This window comes from Huijunlia imazamoxiresistens (genome assembly GCF_037132455.1).
Lineage (GTDB): Bacteria > Bacteroidota > Bacteroidia > Chitinophagales > Chitinophagaceae > Flavisolibacter > Flavisolibacter imazamoxiresistens.
In genome coordinates, this window is sequence record NZ_JBBBEI010000015.1 from 87917 (window position 1) to 112284 (window position 24368).

A 24368-nucleotide genomic window follows, 5' to 3' on the forward strand; every position below is an offset into this window, starting at 1 on the left:
TGACTTGCATTAAAAGGATACGTTAACACCAAAGACGATTTGCTTGTACAGGGGGAAGGAATCCGTGCCGCCGGTTTCGGGGTCGACATCCTTCAGCAGGGGGCTTTTTGTGACGATCAGGGGGTTGTAGGCGGTGCCGTAGACCCGCAGCCGCGACAGGGACACCTTGTCGGCGATCTTCGCGGGCAAGGTATAGCCCAGGGTCACGTTCTTGATCTTGAAATACGAGCCGTCGGCAATGGACAGGGCCGATTGGTAGGTCTGGCTCAATCGGGAGCCCGGCTTGGGAAAATCGTTGGTGGCGTTGGTCGGCATCCAGTAGTTGTACGACGCCGGTTGGGCCGTCGTGTTCCAGTAACCCAGCAGCTGCGCGTTGATGGTCTGGCCGTAGCGCATGTTCATAAACACGGTCAGGTCGAGCCCTTTGTAGAAAAAGGAGTTCTGAAAACCGAGGAACCAGTCCGGGTTTTCGTGTCCCAGCACCATGCGGTCGGCGGCGGAATAGGCATGGACCCCTTTGTCCGAGGTGCCGTCGGTACCGGTTTTGGGCACGGTAGCCAGCCTGATGTCGCCGGGCACGGCACCGTACAGGGCCGCTTCGGTTTCTTCGCCCAGTTGCCAGATGCCGGTTTTCTTGTAGCCGTAGATCGTATTCAGCGGCTGGCCGGGGAACAGGCCTTCGGAGATCAGCTGGGTAGCGGCTTCCTTGTTCCCGAGGTTGATGGCTTTGAGCTTTTCGCGGGCGGCGGTGAAGATCAGGGTGCTGTTCCACTGGAATTTCGGCGTGGAAATATTTTTGGAATTCAGCGTAATCTCTACGCCCCTGTTTTCGGTTTCGGCGATGTTGGAGGCCCGGGTATACGCGTTCTTGGCATCGAAGCCGCCGGAGGTGAACGGCATCTTGCGGCGGTACAGCACGCCGTCGGTATTGGTGTGGTACACTTCCGCCGTCAGGTCAATCCGGTTCCGCAAAAACGACATGTCCAGGGCGAGGTTGGTGGTATAGCTTTTCTCCCAGGTCAGGTCGGGGTTGGCCAGGGCCTGCTTCAATACATAGACCGGCAGTACGCTGGAGCCGCCCAGGGAAAGGTTCGCGGCCTTGGACACTACTTCCGTCAGGCTTTGATACGGAGCGATGCTGCTGTTGCCGGTGACGCCGTAGCTGGCCCGCAGCTTCAGGTTGCTGAACCAGGTTTTGGTGTTGCTCATGAAGGCTTCGTCGCTGATGCGCCAGGCCAGGGCCACGGAGGGAAAGGACGCCCAGTTCTTATACAACTGGGAAGCGCCGTCCCAGCGGTTGGAGGCCGTCAGCAGGTATTTTCCTTTGTAGCTGTAGTTCAGGCGGCCGCCGTACGACATCCGGCTGGTCTCGTCGTAGCTGGTGGAGCGGCTGGAGACGTTGGTGCCCGCGTCCATGTTGTAAAACTGGTAGTTGTCGTAATCCATGCCTTCCACTACCAGCGACGATTCTTCGTTCTTCGACTTGGCCATGGAGGTCAGGGCGGTCACCGAAAAGTTGTGGTCGTTGCGGAGCGTATAGTTATAGGTGGCAAAGGTTTCCCAGGTATAGCTGTAGCCCAGGTCGGTGTCGTATTCCCCGATCTTGGTGACGCGGTTTTCGGAGGCCAGGTTGTAGGACTTTTCGTTCTGGAACAGGCCCGAGCGGCTGCCGGAGATACTGCCGCCGAAGTTGGAGCGGAGGATCAGGTTCCGCACCGGGGTCAGCTCGATATAGGGGTTGAGGTTCAGGCTCAGGTTTTTGGAATTATCCACCCATACGCCGGGGGCATAGTTGGCGATAGGACTGATCGTAGACGTGGTGGCGCCCAGGGGTTTGAGGTTGACGCTTCCGTCCTCGTTGTAGGGAACGCCCAGGGGCACGAGGCCGTAGGCCTTGTTGACGCGGCTGTTGGTGGCGTCGTTGTTCCGGGCGGTGAAGATCGTCTGGATACCGGCCTTGAGGAAGCGGTTGACGGTCAGGTCGACGCCCGCCCGGGTATTCAGGATTTTCGACATGTCGTTTTTATAAATGCCCTTTTCGCCGATAAAGCCGAGGGAGAAATAGCCACGGGTTTTGTCGGTACCTCCTCTTAAGGAAAGGTGGTGGTTTTGCTGCGCGCCCATTTGCAGGGTCTCGTCCACCCAGTTCACCCACTGGCCGTTGTTTTTAAAGGCGATCATTTCGGGGGTCAGGTAGTCCACTTCCTGGTTGGGTTCACTGCCATTGGCGGCGATGTAGCGGTCCCGCATGTAGCTCAGCCACTGGTCGCCGTCCAGCGGCCGGGGGAAGGAGGCGAAGCCGTTGACGCCGTAATAGCTGTTGGCATCCACCTGGATTTTTCCGGCCGCCGCTTTTTTGGTGGTGATCATGATCACGCCGTTGGCGCCCTGGACGCCGTAGATGGCGGTGGCGGAGGCGTCCTTCAGGACGTCGATGCTTTCGATGTCGTTGGGGTTCAGGTTGGTGATGTTGCCCTGGATGCCGTCAATAATATAGAGTGGGCTTTGGCCGCCGTCGATGGAGCGGTTGCCCCGCAGCAGCACGTCGGGGTTGGTGCCGGCGCGGCCGCTGGTGCGCTGGATGTCGAGTCCGGCCACCCTTCCTTGCAGGGCCTCCATGGGACTGCTCACGGGGCTGAGGGCGATATCGGCGGCCTTGACGGTGGAGATCGAGCCGGTCAGGTCTTTGCGTTTGGCGGTACCATAGCCGATCACCACCACGTCGTTGAGGGTGGAGGCGGTTTCTTCCAGGCGTACGTTGAGGGTGGCTTTGCCGCCGATGGCCAGTTCCCTGGGCTTAAAGCCGACGGAGCTGAATTCGAGCACTTCCTTGCCGGTGGGCAGGTCCAGGCGGAACAGGCCTTTGGCGTCGGTAGTGGTGGCGAGGCCGGAGCCTTTGACCCTTACGGTCACGCCGGACAGGGGTTCTCCTTTTTCATTCGTCACCACGCCGGTGACCGGGTGGGCCTGCAAGAATTTTTGGATGTCGTTGCTGTAGGAATGTGGTGCGGCGAAGGCAGGGGCAGACAGCAGCAGCATGCCCCCAATGGCAAGCACATAGGGTTTCATATGCAAAATCGTTTAGTAGTTAACCCAGGAAGGGGGTATCCCTCCCGGCAGGTTAAAGGTAGGCGGGGCGCGGGCCCCGGCAGGTGCACCTTTTTACGATTCTCATGGATTATTTTACTTTTTTAAAAAAAATGATTTTTGATGAATAGAAAGGAATCCCCTAATTTGGAGCCCCATTGCAGGAGTAGCTCACTCTGGGCAGAGCGCGACTATGACACGGTCGAGGTGGTCGGTTCGAATCCGACCTCCTGCACTTCTTCTCCTTTTTCTTTTTTCTTCCTCCCTCCCATTCCCACATCATTTCGATTATACCTTCCTGTTAGCATCCGGAAAAAAATCAACCATAAATTGTCCGTACTCGAACAATCCCCCTATATTTGCACCGCGAAGTAGAGCAGCGGTAGCTCGTCGGGCTCATAACCCGAAGGTCGGGAGTTCGATCCTCCCCTTCGCAACAGAAAAAAGGCTTCCCCAACGGGAAGCTTTTTTATTTTCAGGCCTGCCCTGCCAATGACGAGTAGAAAAAAGCGTTCCTTTAAGACTGTCATGCCGAACGCAGTGAGGCATCCCGTCGGTACCTGAAAAGTATTTCTCTGGAAAAGGAAGCCCCTCCTTCGAATAGAAACAATCCTTCTTTCCCGACGGGATGCCTCACTGCGTTCGGCATGACAGTCTTAAAGGTTGCCACCGGGCTTATGATTGTTGCTCGCTTTTCCGCCGATAAATGTTTCGGTTATACGTACTTGATAGTTTCCCAAAAAAACATAACCATAAATTGTTCGCACTCGGACAATCCCCCTATATTTGCACCGCGAAGTAGAGCAGCGGTAGCTCGTCGGGCTCATAACCCGAAGGTCGGGAGTTCGATCCTCCCCTTCGCAACAAAAAAGAATAAGCCTCCTTTCGGGAGGCTTATTCTTTTTATAAGAACTACCACAACTAAAAATGCCCGGGAAACCGGGCATTTTTAGTTTATCACTCACTATTATTTCAATTCAATCTTTCCCTCAGGATTGGTGGTTACGAGGTCGACATCTTTGACCGCTTCCGGGAACCAGACCGTCATTTCACTGCGGCCCCTGTTGGCCCAGGCATAATACGGGATGGCGGTGACCGTCTTCCGAACCGTGCTGATGCTTGCACCATTCTGCTCAATGTTAATTACCGGCACCTCGGTTTTCAACACCGTAACGCCATTCAACAGTCCGGGCTGGTACGCCGCCGTGAAGGATGCTGTAGCCGGCAGCAGGATGTTGGTGGCCTTTCCGCCGTTATCGACCCCTTCGGCACAGTACACCAGCGGCCCGCGTTGCAGGGCCACTTTGCCCGCATCGTCCTTTACTTTTTCATTAGCCACTACCCTTCTCACTTCCATGGGCAAATAAACTTCCACCACATCCCCTTTTTTCCAGGTACGGCTGATGCCGGCATACCCTTTCTCCGTAACAACGTCCACCGGCTGGCCATTGACTTTAATGCGCACTTTTTCCTGGCTGTTGCCGGCAAAGGTGTACAGGTCGGAAGGCATGGCCTGGTTCTGCGCCCAGCCCGGGATACGGATCCGCAGGGTAAAGGCGCTGGCGCTTTTAGGCGACACGGTAAATTTCAGGTTGCCGTCCCAGGGGTAGTTGTTCTGCTGCTGCAGGATCACGGGCTTGTTGCGTACCGCTACGGTAGCAGTGCTGTTCACGAACAGGTTCACGTACACCTCTCCTTCTTTCTGACCATAAACATAACCCGGGATGGACGGCAGCAGGCGGCTCACATTGGTGGGGCAGCACGAGCATTCGAACCAGCCGGCGCGGGCCGGCTCCAGGGCATGGTGCGTAAAGCTGTTTTTCACCTGCATGGCATTGCTGTAGAAAAACGATTTGCCATCCAGGCCCACCCCAGAGATCAGCGCATTGTACAACGACTTTTCCAAAATATCCATGTATTTCGCATCGCCGTGGAGCAGGAACATGCGGTAGTTCCAATACACGTTGGCAATGGCGGCGCAGGTTTCGTTGTAGGCCGTGGCATTGGGTAGTTCGTAATTATCGCCGAAGCGCTCCCCGCTGGGAACGGCGCCGATGCCGCCCTGCACATACATTTTTTTACTGACGGCATTCTCCCAGATCTTGTCCACCGACTGCAGCAGCTTCTGATCGCCGGTCAGCGCCGCCACATCGGCCATACCCGAATAGAGGTAAGCGGCCCGTACGGCATGGCCGATAGCTTCCGCCTGGTCGGCCACCGGCTGGTGGTCCTGCCAGTAGGCCCCGTTCTTCCAGGGGTCCTTGCTTTTGGCATCGTAGCCATTATAATGCCCCCGCTCCTCGATAAAATCCTTCGCGCTTTCGAGGTACTCTTTCTTGCCGGTGATGCGGTACAGTTTTACCAGCCCCATTTCCACGATCTCGTGGCCGGGCGCCACATGCTGTTTGCCGGGACCGAAAACGGAGCACACCAGGTCGGCGTTCTTCAGGGCGATGTTCAATAAGTTCTTTTTCCCCGTGGCATAGTAATGGGCGGCGGCCGCTTCGTACAAATGGCCGGCATTATACAGCTCGTGGCTCAACTCCCGCTCCCTCTGCCAGCGCTCCTTTCCGGCCCAGGAATGCGGGTGTTGGGGGTCGATGGTGCGGGCCGTGTACAGGTAGCCGTCGGGCTCCTGGGCTTTGCCGACCTTCACGATCAGCGAGTCGATATAGGCTTCCAGCTTTTTATCCGGGAACAGGCTTAACGAATACGAAGCCCCTTCAATGGTTTTGTAAATGTCGGTATCGTCGAAGGGGAACTTGGTGCAGAAGGCTCCCTGGCGGGTGGCGGCCATTTCAAAGTTTTTGACGCGCCCGGTGCTTTCGCAGCGCTCAAAGGAAGCGGCAATCGTGCCGGTATGGTTCGACCGCAGGCGGGGCAGCCAGAAGTTGTCGGTAAATTTTACCGAGGTGAAATTCACGGCCCGGATGGGATAATCGCTTTGCTGGCCACACAAGGCCAGGGATGTAAGAAGAGAAAGGGACAGCAATGTTTTCTTCATGATGGAGGTATGACTTTGGGGATTTCGTCTCGCCTGGGGCGAGACGAAATTTCTTTGGTTATTAGTATCCTTTGTTTTGAACCAGGTTGGCGTTTTTGTTCAGCTCCACGCGGGGGATGGGGAACAGGGAACGGTAGTCGCCGTTGGGGGTATGCGACAGCCAGGACTTGCGGGTAAAGACGCCGAAGCGGACCAGGTCCTGCCGGCGGCGGCCCTCCTGCTCAAACTCCCAGCCCAGCTCGTCGAGGAAGCGGCCGTACTGGATGTCGGCGCCGCCTTCGGTGGTGGACGTAAGATGGTTGCGCAGGCCATAGCTGTAGGAGCTTCCCTTTTGCAGGTCGGCGCCGGTAACCGTGGCTTTGGCCGGGTTGTCGGGGAAGTTGCGCAGGCGCACCTGCGTTACCAGGGCGGCGGCGGCATCGGCCTGGCCGGTCCGCAGCAGGGCCTCGGCCTTCATCAGCAGCACGTCGGCATAGCGCAGCAAAGGGTAGTCGTTGCTCAATTGAACCGCAGCGCCCTGCTTGTACTCGAACTTGCCCAGGCGGAACCCGTGCACGGCTTCGGACTTGTCCACACCGGGCACCTCGTTCACGTACGCCAGGGGCTTGCCGGCAAAGGCGCCCAGGGTTGCGTTGATGGGCTGGCCGGCGGCCGTGTACTGCTGTCCCTTGATCCAGTTGAGCTTGTAGCGGTTGTCGTCGGTATCGAAGGTGCTGATGTACTGCGGGATGGCGCAGATGCCGCCCCAGGGCGCCCCCTGGAAATTATAGGTGGCCTGGTTCTCGGGCTGGAGCGTTTCCATGTGCAGGTCGAAGGCGTTCCAGTTGGTCACGTACTTTTCATCGAAGGGCAGGGCGAAGATGATCTCTTTGGAATTCTGGTTCTCGGTGCGGAACACACTCTTCTGGGCCCCTTCCAGGGTATAGCCCGCGCCCGAGTTGATGACGGCATCGCAGGCACTGATCACCTGCTGCCAGGCGGGCGTACCGGTGTACACTTCCGCGTTCAGGTACATCTTGGCCAGCAGGGTGTAGGCCGCCCATTTGTTGAACCGCCCGTAGGTGGAGGGGTCGTTTTTCGCGCTGAGCAACGGCAGGTTGTCGGTGATTTCTTTGACGACGAAATCATATACTTCTTTGCGGGTGTTCTGCTTCGGCAAAAAGCCTTCGGGCACGTCGAAGCGGTCCACGATGGGCACGTTGCCGAAAAAGTCGCAAAGCACGTAGTAATAGGAAGCCCGCAGCACTTTCAACTCTGCCAGGATCGCCTCCTTGCCCGTGGTCACGGGGATGCGGCCGGACTCGATCTGGTAGATGATGCGGTTGGTGGTGGTGATGCCGCGGTAGGTGCGGTTCCAGCCGTTGGTGACGATCTCTTCGTCGGCGGTCCACTTGTGCTCGTGGATGCGGCGGTACACGCCGCCGTCCACCCAGCCGTTGGGCCGGGCCGGGATCACCACCTGGTCGCCCGACACTTCCTGGGCCCGCCATACACCGTTCCAGTCGTTGAGCAGCAGGCGCCAGTCCACGTAGGCGGCGCCCACCAGGGCCGCCACGTCCTGGCTGGTTTCCGGGGAGAACTGGCTTTCGATCACCTCGTTGTAACTTTTATCTTTCAGCTTCGTACAGGCGGTCATTCCCAGGGAAAGCGCCAGCAGGCCGCTAACTATATAGGTTGTATTCTTTTTCATATTTGCAATCATCGGGTTGGTTAGAAACTCAGGTTGACACCCAGGGTAAAGGTGCGGGTGGTAGGATATTTATCACGGTCGTCGTTGCCGGGGTTCAGGCCGATGCGGTTTACCTCGGGGTCGATGCCCTTGTAGCCGGTGAGGATAAAGGTGTTGAGCGTGGAGGCGAACACCCGGGCCGACCGGATGGCCTTCAGGCCGGTGTTTTTGAGGTTATAGCCCAGGGTGATGTTGTCGATCTTCCAGAAATCACCATCTTCAATATAATAGCTGTTGAATTCCAGGGGCATGTCCTTGCTCAGCACGGCCTTGCTGAAGACCGGGTCGTAGGCCGACTTCAGGCGGTTGTACTGTTGGAGGTTGGTGTTTTCGTAATACATCCGCTGGAAGTTCAGGATCTGGTAGCCGAAGGCGCCCCGCATGGTCACGGCCAGGTCGAGGTTCTTGTAGCGCAGGTTGTTGTTCCAGCCGGCGTAGTACTTGGGCAGGCCGTTGCCCAGTACCTTCTTGTTTTCAAAGGTTTGGGCAAACTGGCTGCGGGGTACCGCCTTGCCGTCCTTGTCCTCGTAGATCCACTCGCCCTTGTCGGTCACGTCCACCACTTTAAAGCCGTAAAAGTCGCCGATGTTCTGGCCCACCTTCACGATGTGGGTAAAGGTCTGGATCGGCTCGCCGGTACCGCCGGAGGTAAAATAATCGTTGGTGGTCGTATAGGTTTCCGTGGAAAGGCTGATCAGCTTATTGGCGTTCGTGGAGAAGTTCACGCTGGTGTTCCAGACAAAATCCTTTTGCTGTACCGGCACGAAGTTCAGCAGCACTTCCAGCCCTTTGTTTTCCATGACGCCGGCGTTGGCGCGGGTGGTGGCAAAGGTGTTGGGCGGGGTGGGCACCTGGAAGTCGTACAGCAGGCCTTCGATGCGGCGACGGTAATAATCCAGGTTCCCGCTGATGCGTCCTTTCAGCAGCGAGAAGTCGAGGCCCAGGTTGGACTCGTGCTTTTCCTCCCAGCGCAGGTACGGGTTGGGGTTGCGGGCGGGCGCCAGGGTCTGGATCCAGCGGCCGTTGTTGTAGATATACGCCCCGTAGGCCAGGGTGCCCAGGCCCATGAAGGGCGTGGTGGGCTGGGTGCCGGTAACGCCGTAGCCGGCCCGCAGCTTCAGGTCGTCGAACAGGTGCTGGCCCTGCATAAAGCCTTCCTGGCTGATACGCCAGCCCAGCGAAAGGGCCGGGAACGTACCCCAGGGCTTATTTGTGCCGTAGAGCTGGCTGGCGGCTTCGCGGCGCAGGTTGGCCATCAGCAGGTATTTTTCCTTGTAGCTATAAGTAGCCCGGCCGAAAAAGCCGATCAGGTTGGTTTCGGCCCGGGTGCTCGACTGGGGGGCAATGCCCCGTTTCAGGGCGTCGCCCATGCCGATGCCGCTGTAGCCGAAAATATCGGTGGGGAAATCCCAGTTCTGCATCCACGAACCCATAAAGTCATTCTCCTGGTAGCTGTAACCGCCCAGCAGGGTCATGCGGTGGTCGGTGATGTTGTGGGTATATTCCGCCGTCAGCTCCATCAGGCGGTCGATGGACTGGTCGTTGCCCACGGAGGCATAGCCGTTGCGGGCATCGCGCAGGGTGGAAATATGCCGCTTGGTCTCGGAATACCCCCTTGTCTGGTTGTAGCGGGTATAGGAGAACAGGGACGCCAGCCGCAGTCCTTTCACGGGTGTCAGCGACAGGTTGGCGTTGAGGCGTGTATTCTGCGAGCTGTTGCGGCCGTCGCTTTCGTACAGGCGGGCCAGGGGGTTTTCGTAATTGAACAGGCTGACCTGCTCGAACCAGTTGCCGGCCGAATCGCGGACCGGCGAGGTCGGGTTGCGGATCAGTGCCTGGCGGTAGGTGTAGCCGTTGAAGCTCTGGCCGTCGCCGGTGGTGGTGTAGCGGTTGCTGGCATTGAGCAGGCCCACGTTAATTTTCAGCTTGTTGTCGAACATCGCGTGGTTCACGTCCATGCGGCCGGTGAAGGTGGCGTTGTCCGATTTTTTGAAAATACCTTCGAAGTAGCGGTAGTTGAGGTTGGCCAGGTAGTTGGTCCGGCTGTTCCCCCCACGGAAGGTGAGGTTGTGCACATGGCTGATGGGGGTTTGGGTCACTTCGTCCAGCCAGTCGGTAGAGCTGCCCAGGTCCCAGGAGGAGGCCCGGCTGCCGTCGGCGATTTGTTTGCGGTAGTCTTCCGCCGTCAGCATATTCATTTTACGGGCGATGCGCTGGGTGCTGACGGAGCCGCTGTAGTCCACCGCGTTGATGTTGTTGCCGCTGGCCCGGCGGGTGGTGATGATGATCACGCCGTTGGTGCCGCGAACGCCGTAGATGGCGGCGGCGGAGCCGTCCTTCAGCACGTCCATCGACTCAATGTCTTCGGGGGCTACGGTTTTGAGGTCGCCGGGGATGCCGTCGATCAGCACCAGGGGGTTGGAGTTGGCGCCCAGCAGGGTGGTATTGCCGCGCAGGAGGATCTGCGAACCGCCGGTAGGGTCGCCGCTGGGGGTGGCGATGCTCAGGCCGGCCACCTTACCCTGGATCAGCTGGGCCGCGTCCGTAACGGGACCTTTGACGAAGTTCTCGGCCTTTACCGTGGCCACGGCGCTGGTGACGTTGGCCCGCTTCTGGGCGCCGTAGCCGATGATCACCACCTCGTTCAGGCTGGCATTCACCTGCTGCAGGGTGACGTGGAGCGACGACTGGCCGCTCACCGGCACCTGCCGTTTGGCAAAACCCACCGACGAGAACTGCAGCACGGCGTCCGGCCCGGTCACCGTCAGGGCAAAGCTGCCGTCGTCCTTGGTAATGGTCATGTTGGTGGTGCCCACTTCCGACACGCTCACCCCGGCCAGGGGCTCGCCTTTGTCGTTCGCAACCTTCCCGGTGACGACCGCCTGCACGACCTGGGCATGGATGGGTTCGCGCTTGGGGGCTTCCGCCCGTTCTTTGATCACCACCACCTTATCGACGATGGAGTAGGTCAGCGGCTGGTCCTGCAAACACACGTCCAGCACCTGTTTCAGGCTGGCTTTGGTGAGGTTGACCGTTACGCGTTTGGCTTTTTTCAGCAGCATTTTCCGGTATACGAAGGAATAACCGGTTTGTTTGTTGATTTCGGAAAAGACTTTTTCCAGGGGCGCGCCCTGCTCCGACAGGTTAACGTACTGGGAGAACCCGCGGGCATGAACGTTCAGGCAAATGGCAAGCAACAGGATGGCTGTTAGTTTCATCAGTAACAAAGTTTTTCCCATCCCCTTTCGTTTAAAGGGAGGGCGACAAGCAATCAAAGGCATAAATTTGTTTTGATTTAGGTGAAACAATAAAGAGACTACATGGGTTTACTATTGGATCGGCCTGAATTATTTGCCGTCCCGCCTGGCCGCGGGACGGTTTTCATTTCAGCCGCTCACATATTTACGACCCCCGACTTCCGTCAGCGGGTTTTTTAGATTAAACTGGGTCAAAGGGGATGCCGTTCTGCTAGTCCAGCACCACGATCCGGTTGCCGTCCACGCGGAAGCGGGCGCTGCCGGAAAGCTCCAGCATCTTCAGGGCGTTGGACAGCCTGGTACTGCGCGGGATGGAGACGTGCAGCGGGTCGTATTCCCTTCGATTTTTAAAGACCACCTCCACATTGTACCAGCGGGCCAGCTGCCGCATGACCGTTTCGATGTCGGCATTATCGAAATGGAACATGCCTTTGCGCCAGGCCACCACGCTTTCCGTATCCACGCCGCTGACCACGTTCACAGCGCCGGTCTTTGTCAGTTGTGATTGCTGCCCCGGCTCCAGCAAGCGGGTCTGGCCGGCGCCCGAAAAGCGGACGGAGCCTTCCAGCAGCGTGGTTTTCAGGGCCCCTTCGTCGGTATACGCCATCACGTTGAAGTGCGTGCCCAGCACCTGCACCTCCGCCCCGTTCACCGCTACAACAAACGGTTTTGACCGGTCCTTCGCCACTTCGAAATAGGCCTCGCCGGTAATTTCCACCCGTCGCTCCTTCCCGCCAAAGGCGGTGGGAAAATGCAGGGAGGAGGCGGCGTTCAGCCATACCAGGCTGCCGTCGGGAAGCTGCACCTGGTACTGGCCGCCCCGGGGCGTGGTCAGGGTGTTGTACAGCACTTCTAGCGCTGCCGGTGCTCCCGGCACATAGGCCAGCTTCCCTCCTGTTTTCACCACGCTGGTGCCGCCCTGGCGGGAAAGGGCGCCGTTCTGCGCCTGGTCGAGCACGATGGCCGAACCATCGGCCAGGGTGAGGACGGCCTTGTCACCGCCGGGGAGGATATCTTTTTGCAGGGGCCGGTCTACCTTCATGGCTTCCCGGTTTTCCTGTCCTTCCCGGTGCCACCAGGCATAGGCGCCCAGCAGGAGCAGCCCGATCACCGCCGCGGCCGCCGCCATTTTCCTCCATGGAAACCTTTTTGCTTTTTGTTCCGGCTGCTGTTCGCGAAAGGGAATCACCCGGGCGGGCTCCGCTTCGTTTATTTGCTGCCGGATCCGGTCCAGCAGTTGTTGTTCCATACCGGCCTTCGGGCCCAGTTCGGCTTCGTTCCATTGGCGGTGTTCCTGGAAGCTGTTGTAATACCGGCTGAGCAGGTCCATTTCCTCTTCGCTGGCGGTGCCCGTCAGGTATTTATCGATCAGCACCAAGAATTCCTGTTTCGTCACGGTGGGGTTTTCTAATAAGTGTTCAAAAAACAGGGTATCCCCCAAAAGACTGCAAAATATTTTTTAGGAAAGGGAAAAATTCAGGGATGGGGCAACCTTCAGGCGGTCATTCTGAGTAACGAACCCGTGCCTTCGGCGGGAAAAAATATAGCGATGACATGGAGTGATTTTCAGCAGGGGGATACCTTGTGCCGCTAGGCACAACTGGTAGGTAGAAAAGTAACAACAGAAGCCTCCGTTCCTTTTGGAACGGCTGGTAGGCTGCAATTACCAGCCGTCCCTAGCGGGACGGAGACCCTCGAACTAACTTTTTCTACCCACCAAACGTCCCTGACGGGACGAACGACCTTCAATGAGTCCCTCCCCGCCGCCCTCAAACCAGGAAGAACAACAGATCGCCCAGGGCTTCGCGGAGTTTTTTCAAAGCAATGGTCATCTGGTTTTCCACGGTTTTGGGGGAAACCTGGAGCCGGTCGGCGATTTCTTTATAAGAAAGATGCTGTTCGCGGCTTAACTGGTAAATATTCCGGCATTTCTCGGGCAGGTTTTCCACCGCCGCATGCACCCGGGCCTGGATATCCTTGACATACAGGGGCACGTCCGGCGCATCGGTGGTCAGGCGTTCTTCCAGCCCCTCGAACAACTCCTGCCGCCCGGCCCCTTTCTTCAGGGCATGGAAGACCTGGTAGCGGGTGGCCGTAAACAGGTAAGCCGAAAGGGAAACGGTGATGGTGAGGCGGTCGCGTTTCTGCCACAGCTGGATAAAGATCTCCTGAACGATGTCCTCGCAGGCTTCCTTGTCCTTTAATACATTAAATGCGGACAGGAACAGGCGTTCCCAGTATTTCCGGTAAATAAATACCAATGCGTCTTCATTTCCCTGGGAAAGAGCGGCAAGCAGTTCGGGGTCGTTATGATATGGCGAATCAGGAGACAACAAGAAAACGGGACCTGTTTAGTAAAGTAACCGAGGCCCGAAAGTATCAAATTATGGGAATATTTTACCGGCAGGGAAATGAAGTACGGGAAGACAGGCCGGTTTACGGGTATCTGCCTAAATTCGCCGCCTTAATCGCACAATAATGAAACTGGAAGAACTGCTGGCCCAAAGAAGCGGCAACCAATGCGAGCTTTGCGGCTCCGCCGACGATCTACAGCTTTTTGAAGTACTCCCCCAGGACCGCCGGAACGAAGACAACTGCATCCTGCTCTGCGCCAAATGCCGGGCCCAGGTAGAGAAGAAAGAAGAACTGGACAGCAACCACTGGAAGGTTTTATCCGATACCATGTGGAGCGAAGTGCCGGGAGTACAGGTGGTGGCCTGGCGCATGCTGAACCGGCTGCGCCACGAAAGCTGGGCGGCCGACAACCTCGATCTGCTCTACCTCGACGACGAAAAGCTGGCCTGGGCCAAAGCCACCGGCGACCACGAACAGGACGGCAGCGTGGACCTGCACCGAGATGCCAACGGCACCGTGCTGCAGCAGGGCGATACGGTCATCCTCACCAAATCGCTGGATGTGAAAGGCTCCACCCTCAATGTCAGGCTGGGAACGGTGGTCAAAAACATCCGGCTGGTAGCGGACAATACCGAACAGATCGAAGCAAAGATCGAAGGCCAGGCCATTATCATTCTTACCAAATACGTTAGAAAACAGGGAAGTTAATAACAGGCCCAGGAAAAGAACGCGTATATAACCAGGCGCATCTGCCGGGCAGGCATCAGGGCCGGGCAGGTGCTAACGGCCGTCCTTTACTTTTCGGTAGAAGGCATTATTGATCCAAACACCTTCCGCATCGGGACGAAGGATCAGGTCCTGCCCGAGCATTTCCTGCCAGACGGTATACTTGCCGTCCCGGTACGCATGAAGCCTGTGCCCAAACTGGTCCCTCCTTTTTATGGGCGTGAGTGCCTGTTCATTAGGTCTCCTTTCGTCCCAGGCAGACGTCCCGGCCACGTAGGGAAACAAGGCAGGACTGTTGGTGAGCTGTATGTGCGTCACATACCAGCCGTCGACCTTTTTTAAATAACCGGCATACCGGTACGCATTGACGCTGGGGTCGGAATAAAGCTTATTTCCCAGGCTATCCCGGGTAACCGCCTGCTTTACCACGAAGATCTGGTTATCCTTTATGGTCACCGACACATTAAAGAACCACTCGTGCTTCAGCAGGTACCTGGAAGGATAATATTCTACCCAACCCATGGTGTCGATCCGGTGATCAATGGATTGGGTTGCGAAATACCGGCCCTGGATGTTTTGTGTTTGGCCATAAAGGGAGCAGGTAAGGAAGATGAGGGCAGTTAGCATCTTTTTCATATGAAAGCAGGTTTGGTGAATAAACCCACTAACGGCCACCCCTGAACTTTATTGCCGGCCGGTTCCGCCACCTTAGTCTACAAATTTTATAGAGTAAAAAATTCCTTCTATATTTGGGCCGCCCGAAACGGGTACTTTTTCTGCAAGCCAGGAAGCCTCCTGGTGCCGGCACTCCCTTCCGACCGCCCCGTAAGTTACGTGACCAGTTCGCAGAGGATGATTGTTACCTAATCCTTTTACCATGTTTCCAAAAGCAACGCTTGCCCTGCTCCTTGCAGGGGCAATGATCCTGTCCCAGGCACTCCTGGCCCAAACAAAAAACAAGCAGTCGGATGACCGGCCGAATATTATCCTGATCCTGGCCGATGACATGGGCCGGGAGTGCCTGGGCACGTACGGCGGCACGTATCCCACGCCCCACCTCGACCAGCTGGCCCGCGAAGGACTGAAATTCAACTACGGCTTCTCCCAACCCCTCTGTACTCCTACCCGCGTCCAGATCATGACCGGCCAGTACAACTATAAAAACTACGTGGAGTTCGGCTACCTGGACCCTTATCAGAAAACCTTTGCCCACCTGGCCCGGGAGGCCGGCTACAAGACCGCCATCGCCGGTAAATGGCAGCTGGGCGCCAACAACAAGCTGCCGGGTCTCTTCGGCTTTGACCAATACTGCCTGTGGCAGCTTACTTACGGCAAAAGCAAGGGCGAACGCTACGCCCGCCCCCTGATCGAACGGGACGGCGAAGTGGTCAACTCCACGGATGATGATTACGGCCCGGACATCTTTGTGAATTTCCTGCTGGACTTTATCACGAAAAACAAAGACAACCAATTCCTGGCATACTACCCCATGGCCCTGGTGCATGCGCCCTTCCTGCCGACCCCGGACAGCAAAAGCTGGAACGGACAGCCGGCAGCACGGCATAAAAACGATACGCTGAACTTCCGCGATATGGTAGCCTACTGCGATAAGAACGTGGGCAAAATCGTCGCCCGCTTAAAAGAACTGGGCCTCTATGAAAATACCATCCTCGTGTTTACCGGCGATAACGGCACCGGCCGGCCGGTGGTGACGCCCATGAAGGACGGCAGCCAGGTGCGCGGCGGAAAAGGCCTGACCATCGACCGCGGGCACCATGTGCCCCTGATCGTCAACTGGGGCAGCGGGCGCTATCGAAAACACGTAACGGACGACCTCGTGGACTTTACCGATATCCTGCCCACCATCGCCGATGTCGTTCACAAAAAAGTTCCCCGGGAATGGCAGACGGACGGGCACAGCATCTTTCCGCAGATCAAGGGGGAAAAAGGCACGCCCCGCCAATGGGTGTTTAGCCATTACAATCCCCTGCATTCCGCCGGCGTCAACCAGCAGGCGGCCCGCTTCTTCCGCGACCATCGCTATAAACTGTACCAGGACGGGCGCTTCTACGACCTGGAGCAGGACTACGAAGAGCAACACCCCATTGCCTTGGGAAAGGGTTCCACGGCAGCAGAAACCGTTCGTAAACGCTTTACCGAGGAATTTGCCAAACTGCCCTCCTGGAAACCCGGCGACCCCGGCCAGCCTAAAAAAATCCGCCCGGGATACGAACTGCAGGCGGGAGCGAATGAGCAAGGCGAATAGCCCTATAACCCCAAAGAACCCACCTGAAAAAACAACCTTTTAATTTATCGATACCATGAAAAAAATTATCACCTTACTGGTGATCCTGGGCTTTTATCAGCAGGTAAAGGCCCAGGACGACCAACCCAACATCCTCTGGATCGTCAGCGAAGACAACAGTACCTTCCTGGGCTGTTACGGCGACCCGTATGCGACCACGCCGAACCTGGACCGGCTGGCCACCCAGGGCATCCTGTTCCAGAACGCCTTTTCCACGGCCCCCGTTTGCGCTCCTTCGCGCTGCACCCTCATTACCGGCATGCTGCCCACCTCGCTGGGCACCGAGAACATGAGAAGCACCTACCCCTCCCCTTCCTTTGTAAAGTTCTTTCCAAAGTACCTGCGGGAAGCGGGCTATTACACCACCAATAATTCCAAGAAAGACTACAACACCACCGACCAGGCGGAGGCCTGGGACGAATCGAGCAATACGGCTACTTATAAAAACCGCAAGCCGGGCCAGCCCTTCTTCGCCGTCTTTAACCTGTTCGTATCGCACGAAAGCAACATCTTCGGCAACCAGCCCCAACTCCAGCACGACCCCGAAAAAGCACCGCTGCCGCCCTACCACCCCGCTACCCCGGAAATGAAGCACGACTGGGCGCTGTACTACGACAAGGTGCAGAAAATGGACGAACAGGCCGGCGCCCTGCTGCAGGAACTGGAAGCCTCCGGCCTGGCCGACAACACCATCGTGTTCTACTTCGCCGACAACGGCGGCGTGCTGCCCCGGAGCAAACGCTTTATGTTCGAGTCGGGCCTGCATGTGCCCCTGATCGTACGCCTGCCCCCAAAATACCGGCACCTGGCGCCGGGCCTTGCCGGCACGCGGTCCGACCGGCTGGTGACCTTCGTGGACTTCGCCCCCTCGGTGCTGCACCTGGCCGGCCTGCGCCTCCCCGCCTACCTGCAGGGTAAACCCTTTTTGGGAAAAAACACACCCCCGGAAAATGAATACGCCTTCAGCTTCCGCGGACGGATGGACGAGAGTGACGACAAGGTGCGGTCGCTGCGGGACAAGCGCTTCCGCTACGTACGCAATTTTTATCCCCACAAGATCTATGGACAGCACGTCACGTACTTGTGGAATGCCGCCTCCATGCAATCCTGGGAACGGGCGCACAAGGCCGGAACGCTGAACGAGGCCCAGTCCTCCTTCTGGAAGGAAAAACCCGTGGAGGAACTCTACGACGTGCTCGCCGACCCGCATAATATCCACAACCTGGCCGGCAAAAAAGAGCACCAGGCCACCCTGGAACGGTTTCGCAAACAACTGCACCGGCAGCTAAGGGACACCCGGGATGCCGGGCTGATCCCCGAAGCGCAGATCGTAGAGATTTCCCAAAGCACCGCTCCTTACGATTATGCACAATCGAAAAGCTACCCTGTGGAAAAGGTGCTGGAGACGGCCGAGATCGCTTCCTCCCGGGAATCCAGGCTGCTCCCGGTGTTGGTGACAAGGCTGGCCGATGGGGACGCCACGGTGCGCTACTGGGCGGCTACCGGCATCACCATCCTGGGCCGCAAAGCGCTGCCGGCAAAGAAGCAAACAGTGGCGTTGCTGGAAGACCAGAGCATTGCGGTACGCATTGCAGCGGCGGAAGCGGCCTACAAGCTGGGCGTAAAGGAAAAAGCACTGGAAGTGCTCCGGGCGTCGCTGCACAGCACCAACCACATGGCCCGGGTGCAGGCCCTCAACGTGCTGCAATCGGTCAGCGCCCCTGACCTTGCGGTATTGAAGGAGCAGCTTTCGGGTATCGTTGCCGATAAGTCGGCCCCTACCTACGACGTCTCCCTGGCCAAATACCTGCTGACTAAATAATTGCTTTAGAAAGAGCAGCGCCGTCCTGAAACCTAAAAACCCTGTTCTGAATTTCCAGTCATGTCCAGCTGTCAGCCTCCTTGTGCCGTAGGCACAACTGGTGGGTAGGAAACACCACCAGAAAGCCTCCGTTCCGTCAGGAACGGTTGGTAATTGCAACCTACCAGCCGTTCCTAACGGAACGGAGGCTACCAACCAAACCTTTGCTACCCACCAGTTGTGCCTACGGCACAAGAAATCCGCATAAAAAAGTAAAAGCCCGGATTTCCGGGCTTTTACTTTTTTATGCGGATGCATTATCCTTCTTTTCCTTCGTAAGCCGCTTCCAGCTTTGCCAGGTCGAACTTTTTCATGGCCATAAAAGCCCCGGAAAGGCGGTCCATCTGTTCGGGCGTGCTGCTGCGCATCATCTTCTCGAAAGCCGCCGGCACGATCTGCCATGAAACACCAAATTTGTCCTTCAGCCAGCCGCACTGCTCCGACTCGGGTACGGCCGACAGCTGTTCCCACAAGCGGTCGATCTCCTGCTGGCCGGAACAATTGACGATAAAGGAAACCGATTCATTGAAACCGAAGCCATGCTGCCGGGCACTATCCATGGCCGCGAACCACTGCCCTTCGAGCCGGAAAGAGGTAAACATCACCGTACCTTCCTTTTCAGGTGCCTGCTCCTTGCCATAACGGACGATGCCGCCGCTCTTCGCATTCCGGAACACGGACAGGTAAAAATCATGCGCCGCTTCGGCCTTCCCGCTCACCTCGCCGGTAAACAGCAGCGACGGGATGATCAGGGGCCGCTCCTCCCCCTGGGGATTGGTGAGGATAAGTTGCCAGGAAAGGCCGTACTTGTCCTGCACCCAGCCGTACCGTTCGCTGAAGGGGTACGTGTCGATCGGCATCAATATTTTTCCGCCCCCGGACAGTTGGTGCCAGATGGTGTCGATCCGCTCCTTTGCCTGGGGGTCCTGCGAGGGATCGAAGTTGACCATGAAGGAAATGGAGGGGTTGAAGGTAAACAGGGGCCCGGCGCTGATGGCCATGAACGAATAACCCCAAAGGTTAAACGACACCACATCGCAATCGCCGGAAGGTGTGTTGCGGAGCACGTAGGTATCGGTGATGGCCGACTGGGGAAATACGGATGTATAAAACGCGGCCGCTTCTTTGGCTTCCTTGTCGAACCATAAATGAGGGATGATCTTTTGCATAGCTTTCGTCTGGTTTATAGAGTGATGGGGCCGGTTTCCCGGCCTGCCTACCAAATATAAGCCATACGCCTTTAAGGAAAAGGCCCGGCACGTTTGCACGTACCAGGCCTTATTTCCCCCAATCTGGGGCCAGGCCGGTATTATTTCAAATCGATCGTGACCTTGCGGATCTTGCCGGTAAAGGCATAAGGCACGCTGTATTTATCGGTAACGGCGGTAACCACGTCCCGTCCCAGCTCGATGCTTTCGTACTGGCCGATATTGCCGGTCAGGCTGCGGCTGACGCTGACTTCGCCCACCTTGTTCTCGTCGATATACAGGGTGGCGGTGCCCGGAACGCTTTGTTTGGGTGCCAGCCCGCTGCCTTCATAGGCGTACTCCACCCGCAGCTGGTGGTGGCCCGCCGGCAGGCCGGCAGCACCCGACTGGGCATACACTTTCTCGCTGCCGTTGTTGTACACGAACCACAGCTTGCCCTTCTGGGCATACAGGCTGATGCCCGCAGCGCGCCCGCCTACCGACAACAGCACGCCTTCGGTTTGTTTGGAAGGGATCTCCACATCGGCAGTAATAGCAAAGGAACGCGACCCCAGGCGCGGCGACGATCCCTCGAAGATCTGCCCGATGCCCGGGTAGAGGACGATCCGGTTGCGGCCGTCGAAAACGGAGGGAGAGGCCAAACCTTCCGTGCCGTCCTTCAGCGGGAAGACGTTGTATTTCCAGGCCTGGGCCTCGAACAGCTCCTGCAGCTCTTTCAGCTTTTCGGGATGTTTGGCGGCCAGGTCGTTGCGCTCGTTGAAATCTTCATTTAGGTTGTATAGCTCCCATTTGTCCTTGTCAAAGTCCTGCCCCTTGACGTGCAGCGACCCGGCCTTCCAGCCGTCCTTGTAGATGGAGCGGGAGCCCATGACTTCGTAGTGCTGCACGGTATGGCGCGCCGGTGCCGCCGCATTGCTGATGGAATAGGCCAGGCTGGTGCCTTCGATCGGCTCCTGCCGGTAGCCGTTGATGACGGTGGGCACCCGGGCGCCGGCCAGCTCGATGGTGGTGGGCAGGATGTCGATCAGGTGGGCGTACTGCTGGCGGATGGAACCCTTGTCCCGGATGCCTTTGGGCCAGAACACGATCAGGGGGTTGTGGGTGCCGCCCTCCGAATTGGCGTCCTGCTTCCAGTGCTTGAAGGGCGTGTTGGCGGCCTGCGCCCAGCCTAAAGGATAGTTGGGCCGCGAATATTCCGTCCCGATCAGGTCGATCTGCTCGATGTTCTTTTTCAGGCGCTGTTCTTCCGTCAGGTTCGGGTCGTAGTTGCGGTTGACCTGGCCTACATAAGTACCTTCCTTGCTGGCGCCGTTATCGCCGATGGAAACGAAAATGAGGGTGTTTTCCAGCTGGTTGATGTCTTTCAGATAGTTCACCACCCTTCCGATCTCGAAATCGATCTGCGACACGAAGCCGGCATACACTTCGACCAGGCGGGCATAGAGCTTCTTCTCGTCCGCGGACAGGGTTTCCCAGGCTTTTACGCCCGGACCGCGGTCGGGCAGCACGGCATCTTTGGGGATGAGGCCCAGCCGCTTCTGGTTTTCGATCACCTGCTCGCGGTAGCGGTCCCAGCCCCCGTCGAACTTACCCTTGTAGCGGTTGCTCCAGGAAGGATCCACCTGGTGCGGCTCGTGGCCGGCACCGGGGGTAAAGTACAGGAAGAAAGGCTTTTCGGGATTGGCCGACTTTTGTTCGGCGATAAAGCCGATGGCCTTGTCCGCCATCACGGTATTGAAGGTCTTTCCTTTCTCGGGCAATATTTTGCGGGTATCCTGCCACACCACCGGGTAGTACTGGTCGGTGGCGCCGCCCAGGAAGCCGTAGTAATGGTCAAAGCCCCGGCCGGTGGGCCAGCGGTTGAAGGGACCGATGGGGGTGGCGTCGGAGGTGGGCGTCAGGTGCCATTTGCCTACGGCAAAGGTGCTGTAGCCGTTCTCGCGTAAAATCTCGGCCACCGTGGCTTTTTCAAAGGGCATGTAGCCGTCGTAGCCCGGCGTGCCGCCGCCCGTGTTGGGGAAAAGGCCCATGTGCACCGAATGGGAGTTGCGCCCCGTGATCAGGGCCGCCCGCGTGGGCGAGCAGATGGAGGTGGTATGGAAGTTCGTATAGCGCAGGCCGTTATTGGCCAGGCTGTCGAAGGTAGGGGTTTGAATCAAACCACCGAAGGTGCTGACGGCGCCGAAGCCCACGTCGTCCAGCAGGATCCAGACCACGTTGGGGGCGCCTGCGGGCGCCGATTTGCGTTCGGGCCACCACTGGCGGGTTTCGTTATAGGATTTGCTGATCTGCCCCTGGTAGGGCTGCACGGGATCGTGCTGGGCAAAGACCGGGTGGGCAGTGCCGCCCAGCACCAGCAGGGAGAGCGCCAGCTGCGCTGCAGTTCTTTTATGCGTAGATTTTTGTTGCTTCATCTGAAGGGATTAAAGGTTTTGGGTAACATATTTTACCCGGTACTAACGGGCGCCGCCTGCGGGGCGGTTCCGGGAAGCCTGCCGGCTGCCGCCGGCATCGATGTCGATGGTGATGTTTTTGACCGTACCGGTAAAGGCAAAGGGCGTCTGGTACTTCGGGCTGACGGGCGTCAGGATATCCTTTCCTACCGAGATGCCTTCCGCCGTCCGGCCGATCAGTTTGCGCACCGTAGTCTGGCCGGCAGGGGCGCCGTTGACGGAAAGCGACAGCAGGCCGCCTTTTCCGGGGCTTTCCAGCTGGAAGTCCAGCTTCACCTGTGCCGCGCCGGTAGGCAGGGGCTGTTTGTCGGCGACCAGGGTATACTGCTCAAAGCCGTTGTTGTACACCACCTGCAGCTTTTTGTTCTGGACAAAAAGGCTGATGCCCCCGAAATGCCCGCCGTTGGAGAACAGCACGCCTTCGGCCCCGCCGGCAGGAAGGACGACGTTGGCGGTGACGCTGAACGAACGGTTGTTCAGGTTCGGGCCCTGCGTCACCTGCGAAATGCCCCCGTACAGCACGATATGGTCCCTGCCGTCAAAGGGTCCGGGCTCCTGCACTGCGGGGGTCTCGGTACGGTCCTTCAGCGGGTACACGTTGTACTTCCAGGCTTCCGCGTCAAAGAGGTCTTTAAGCTCCTGCAGCTTTTGGGGGTATTGGGCCGCCAGGTCGAAACGCTCGTTAAAGTCTTCGTTCAAATTGAACAATTCCCATTTGTCGGTGGCGTAGCCGGTGCCGCCCACGTGGTAGGCGCCGGCCTTCCAGCCGTCCTTGTAAATGGCGCGGGAGCCCTTGATCTCGAAGTATTGCACCGTGTGGCGGCTGGGCTGACCGGGCTGCCCCAGCGAATAGGCAAAGCTGGTGCCTTCCAGCGGCTCCTGGGCATAGCCGTTGATGGCCTCGGGCACCCGGGCGCCGGCCAGCTCCAGGGTGGTGGGCAGGATGTCGCTTACATGGGCGAACTGCTTGCGGAGGGTGCCCTTTTCCTTGATCCCCTTCGGCCAGAAAACGATCAGCGGGTTGTGCGTGCCGCCTTCCGCATTGGCGTCCTGCTTTAAATAGCGGAAGGGCGTATTGGTGGCCTGGGCCCAGCCCTGGGGGTAGTTGGGCGAGGAATACTCGGTGCCCAGCAGGTCGATTTTCGCCAGGGTTTGTTTCAGCTTTTCCGCCTCGCTCAGTTGGGGGTCCAGCACGAAGCCGGGGGTACCGTCGGTATTGCCTTCCTTGCTGGCGCCGTTATCGCCGATAGAAACGAAAATGAGGGTGTTCTCCAGCTGCTCGATGTCGTTCAGGTACGTCACCAGCCGGCCGATCTCGTGGTCGAGGTGGGCGAACTGCGCCGCGTAAATTTCAAAGTAGCGGGCATAGAGCTTTTTCTTTTCGGGAGACAGCTCGTCCCATTTTTCCACGCCATAGGTGGTGGGCGGCAGCTGCACGTAGGCGGGCACTACGCCCAGCTTTTTCTGGCGGGCCAGCACCTCTTCGCGGTAGCGGTCCCACCCCTGGTCGAACTTCCCCTTGAACTTGTTGATCCATTCCTTCGGCACGTGGTGGGGGGCATGGGTGGCGCCGGGTGCATAGTACAGGAAGAAGGGCTTGTCGGGGTCAATGGATTTTTGTTCGGCCACGTAGTGGATGGCCTTGTCGGTGATGAGGGTGGTGAAGGGCTGGTGGTCGTGGTCGTCTTTTTCCACCTTGTAGTTATCCTCCCACAACAGGGGGTGCCACTGGTCGGTGGCGGCGGGCAGGAAGCCGTAGAAGTGGTCGAAGCCCCGGCCGGTGGGCCAGCGGTGGAAGGGCCCGGCCTGCGTCTGGTCGTAGAGGGGCGTCAGGTGCCATTTGCCCACGGCGTAGGTGTTGTAGCCGTTCTCGCGGAGGATCTCGCTGGCAAAGCCTTTTTCGAAGGGGATGATGCGGTCGTAGCCGGGGGTGCCGGCGCCCTGGTTTTCGCCGATATGCACCGAGTGCTGGTTGCGGCCGGTGAGCAGGGAGGCCCTTGTGGGCGAGCAGATGGCGGTGGTGTAAAAGTTCGTGTAGCGCAGGCCGTTATTGGCCAGGCTGTCGAGGGTGGGCGTCGGGATGAGGCCGCCGAAGGCGCTGGAGGAGCCGTAGCCGGCATCGTCGATGACGATGTAGACGATGTTGGGGGCGCCGGCTTTGGCCTTTTTGCGCTCGGGCCACCATTGCTGCGTCTCTTTGAAGGTCTTGCCGATCTTTCCCTGGTAGGGCTGAAGGGGGTCGTGCTGGGCCGAGGCGGTCTGGGAGGCCAGTGCCAGCCCCGCCACCGCCAGGCCGTACCATTTGCGGTGATAAGGGCGATAACGTTTTTGTTTTTTCATGCCTAATAATGGTTGGTTTGATTGGTATGGAGGAAAGGGCCTA

The 24368-nt window shown here is 58.0% G+C and carries 13 protein-coding genes and 3 tRNA genes; 6 read left to right on the forward strand and 10 right to left on the reverse strand.

The features are described from left to right. Positions 1-9: 9 nt before the first annotated feature. Complete coding sequence (locus tag V9K67_RS17790; RefSeq protein WP_336724731.1) at positions 10-3069, reverse strand: SusC/RagA family TonB-linked outer membrane protein; 3060 nt, start codon at positions 3067-3069, stop codon at positions 10-12. 178 nt (positions 3070-3247) lie between these two features. On the opposite strand from V9K67_RS17790, the gene V9K67_RS17795 reads away from it, so the two are divergent. The 3 genes from V9K67_RS17795 (at position 3248) to V9K67_RS17805 (ending at position 3951) form a co-directional block, all read left to right on the forward strand. Beyond that, positions 3248-3322, forward strand: a tRNA-Val gene (locus tag V9K67_RS17795). A 130-nt stretch (positions 3323-3452) separates the two neighbouring features. Then, a tRNA-Met gene (locus V9K67_RS17800) sits at positions 3453-3524 on the forward strand. Positions 3525-3879: 355 nt separating this feature from the next. Beyond that, positions 3880-3951 (forward strand) — tRNA-Met (locus V9K67_RS17805). 103 nt (positions 3952-4054) lie between these two features. On the opposite strand, the gene V9K67_RS17810 is transcribed toward V9K67_RS17805, so the two are convergent. The 5 genes from V9K67_RS17810 to V9K67_RS17830 form a co-directional block, all read right to left on the reverse strand. After that, positions 4055-6091 carry a glycoside hydrolase family 127 protein gene (locus V9K67_RS17810; RefSeq protein WP_336724734.1) on the reverse strand — a complete coding sequence of 679 codons (2037 nt, stop codon included), beginning with the start codon at positions 6089-6091 and terminating at the stop codon, positions 4055-4057. A gap of 61 nt (positions 6092-6152) precedes the next feature. Then, positions 6153-7781, reverse strand: a complete 1629-nt coding sequence (locus V9K67_RS17815; RefSeq protein ID WP_336724736.1) for a RagB/SusD family nutrient uptake outer membrane protein — start codon at positions 7779-7781, stop codon at positions 6153-6155. Between the two features lie 20 nt (positions 7782-7801). Next, positions 7802-11038, reverse strand: coding sequence for a SusC/RagA family TonB-linked outer membrane protein (locus V9K67_RS17820; protein ID WP_336724738.1), 3237 nt, complete (start codon positions 11036-11038; stop codon positions 7802-7804). 250 nt (positions 11039-11288) lie between these two features. Further along, positions 11289-12473, reverse strand: a complete 1185-nt coding sequence (locus V9K67_RS17825; protein WP_336724740.1) for a FecR domain-containing protein — start codon at positions 12471-12473, stop codon at positions 11289-11291. 373 nt (positions 12474-12846) lie between these two features. Next, on the reverse strand, positions 12847-13413 hold the full coding sequence (locus V9K67_RS17830; protein ID WP_336724742.1) for an RNA polymerase sigma-70 factor: 567 nt from the start codon (positions 13411-13413) through the stop codon (positions 12847-12849). A 142-nt stretch (positions 13414-13555) separates the two neighbouring features. Between V9K67_RS17830 and V9K67_RS17835 the strand changes: the two genes are divergently transcribed. Beyond that, positions 13556-14140, forward strand: a complete 585-nt coding sequence (locus tag V9K67_RS17835) for a PhnA domain-containing protein (RefSeq protein ID WP_336724745.1) — start codon at positions 13556-13558, stop codon at positions 14138-14140. Positions 14141-14212: 72 nt separating this feature from the next. Here the strand turns inward: V9K67_RS17835 and V9K67_RS17840 are convergent, their stop codons facing one another. Then, positions 14213-14794, reverse strand: a complete 582-nt coding sequence (locus tag V9K67_RS17840; protein ID WP_336724748.1) for a hypothetical protein — start codon at positions 14792-14794, stop codon at positions 14213-14215. A 241-nt stretch (positions 14795-15035) separates the two neighbouring features. Here V9K67_RS17840 and V9K67_RS17845 point away from each other — a divergent pair, with 241 nt between their 5' ends. Next, positions 15036-16424 carry a sulfatase family protein gene (locus V9K67_RS17845; protein ID WP_336724750.1) on the forward strand — a complete coding sequence of 463 codons (1389 nt, stop codon included), beginning with the start codon at positions 15036-15038 and terminating at the stop codon, positions 16422-16424. Between the two features lie 55 nt (positions 16425-16479). After that, positions 16480-18285 (forward strand): sulfatase-like hydrolase/transferase, encoded by a 1806-nt coding sequence (locus V9K67_RS17850; protein ID WP_336724753.1) that lies wholly within the window; start codon positions 16480-16482, stop codon positions 18283-18285. A 296-nt stretch (positions 18286-18581) separates the two neighbouring features. Here V9K67_RS17850 and V9K67_RS17855 read toward each other — a convergent pair whose 3' ends face one another. The 3 genes from V9K67_RS17855 to V9K67_RS17865 all read right to left on the reverse strand — a co-directional run bounded on the left by V9K67_RS17855 (position 18582) and on the right by V9K67_RS17865 (position 24325). Further along, positions 18582-19493 (reverse strand): VOC family protein, encoded by a 912-nt coding sequence (locus V9K67_RS17855; protein WP_336724756.1) that lies wholly within the window; start codon positions 19491-19493, stop codon positions 18582-18584. Between the two features lie 140 nt (positions 19494-19633). Beyond that, on the reverse strand, positions 19634-21946 hold the full coding sequence (locus V9K67_RS17860) for an arylsulfatase (RefSeq protein ID WP_336724758.1): 2313 nt from the start codon (positions 21944-21946) through the stop codon (positions 19634-19636). 42 nt (positions 21947-21988) lie between these two features. Continuing rightward, positions 21989-24325 carry an arylsulfatase gene (locus V9K67_RS17865; RefSeq protein ID WP_336724761.1) on the reverse strand — a complete coding sequence of 779 codons (2337 nt, stop codon included), beginning with the start codon at positions 24323-24325 and terminating at the stop codon, positions 21989-21991. Between the last annotated feature and the right edge of the window lie 43 nt (positions 24326-24368).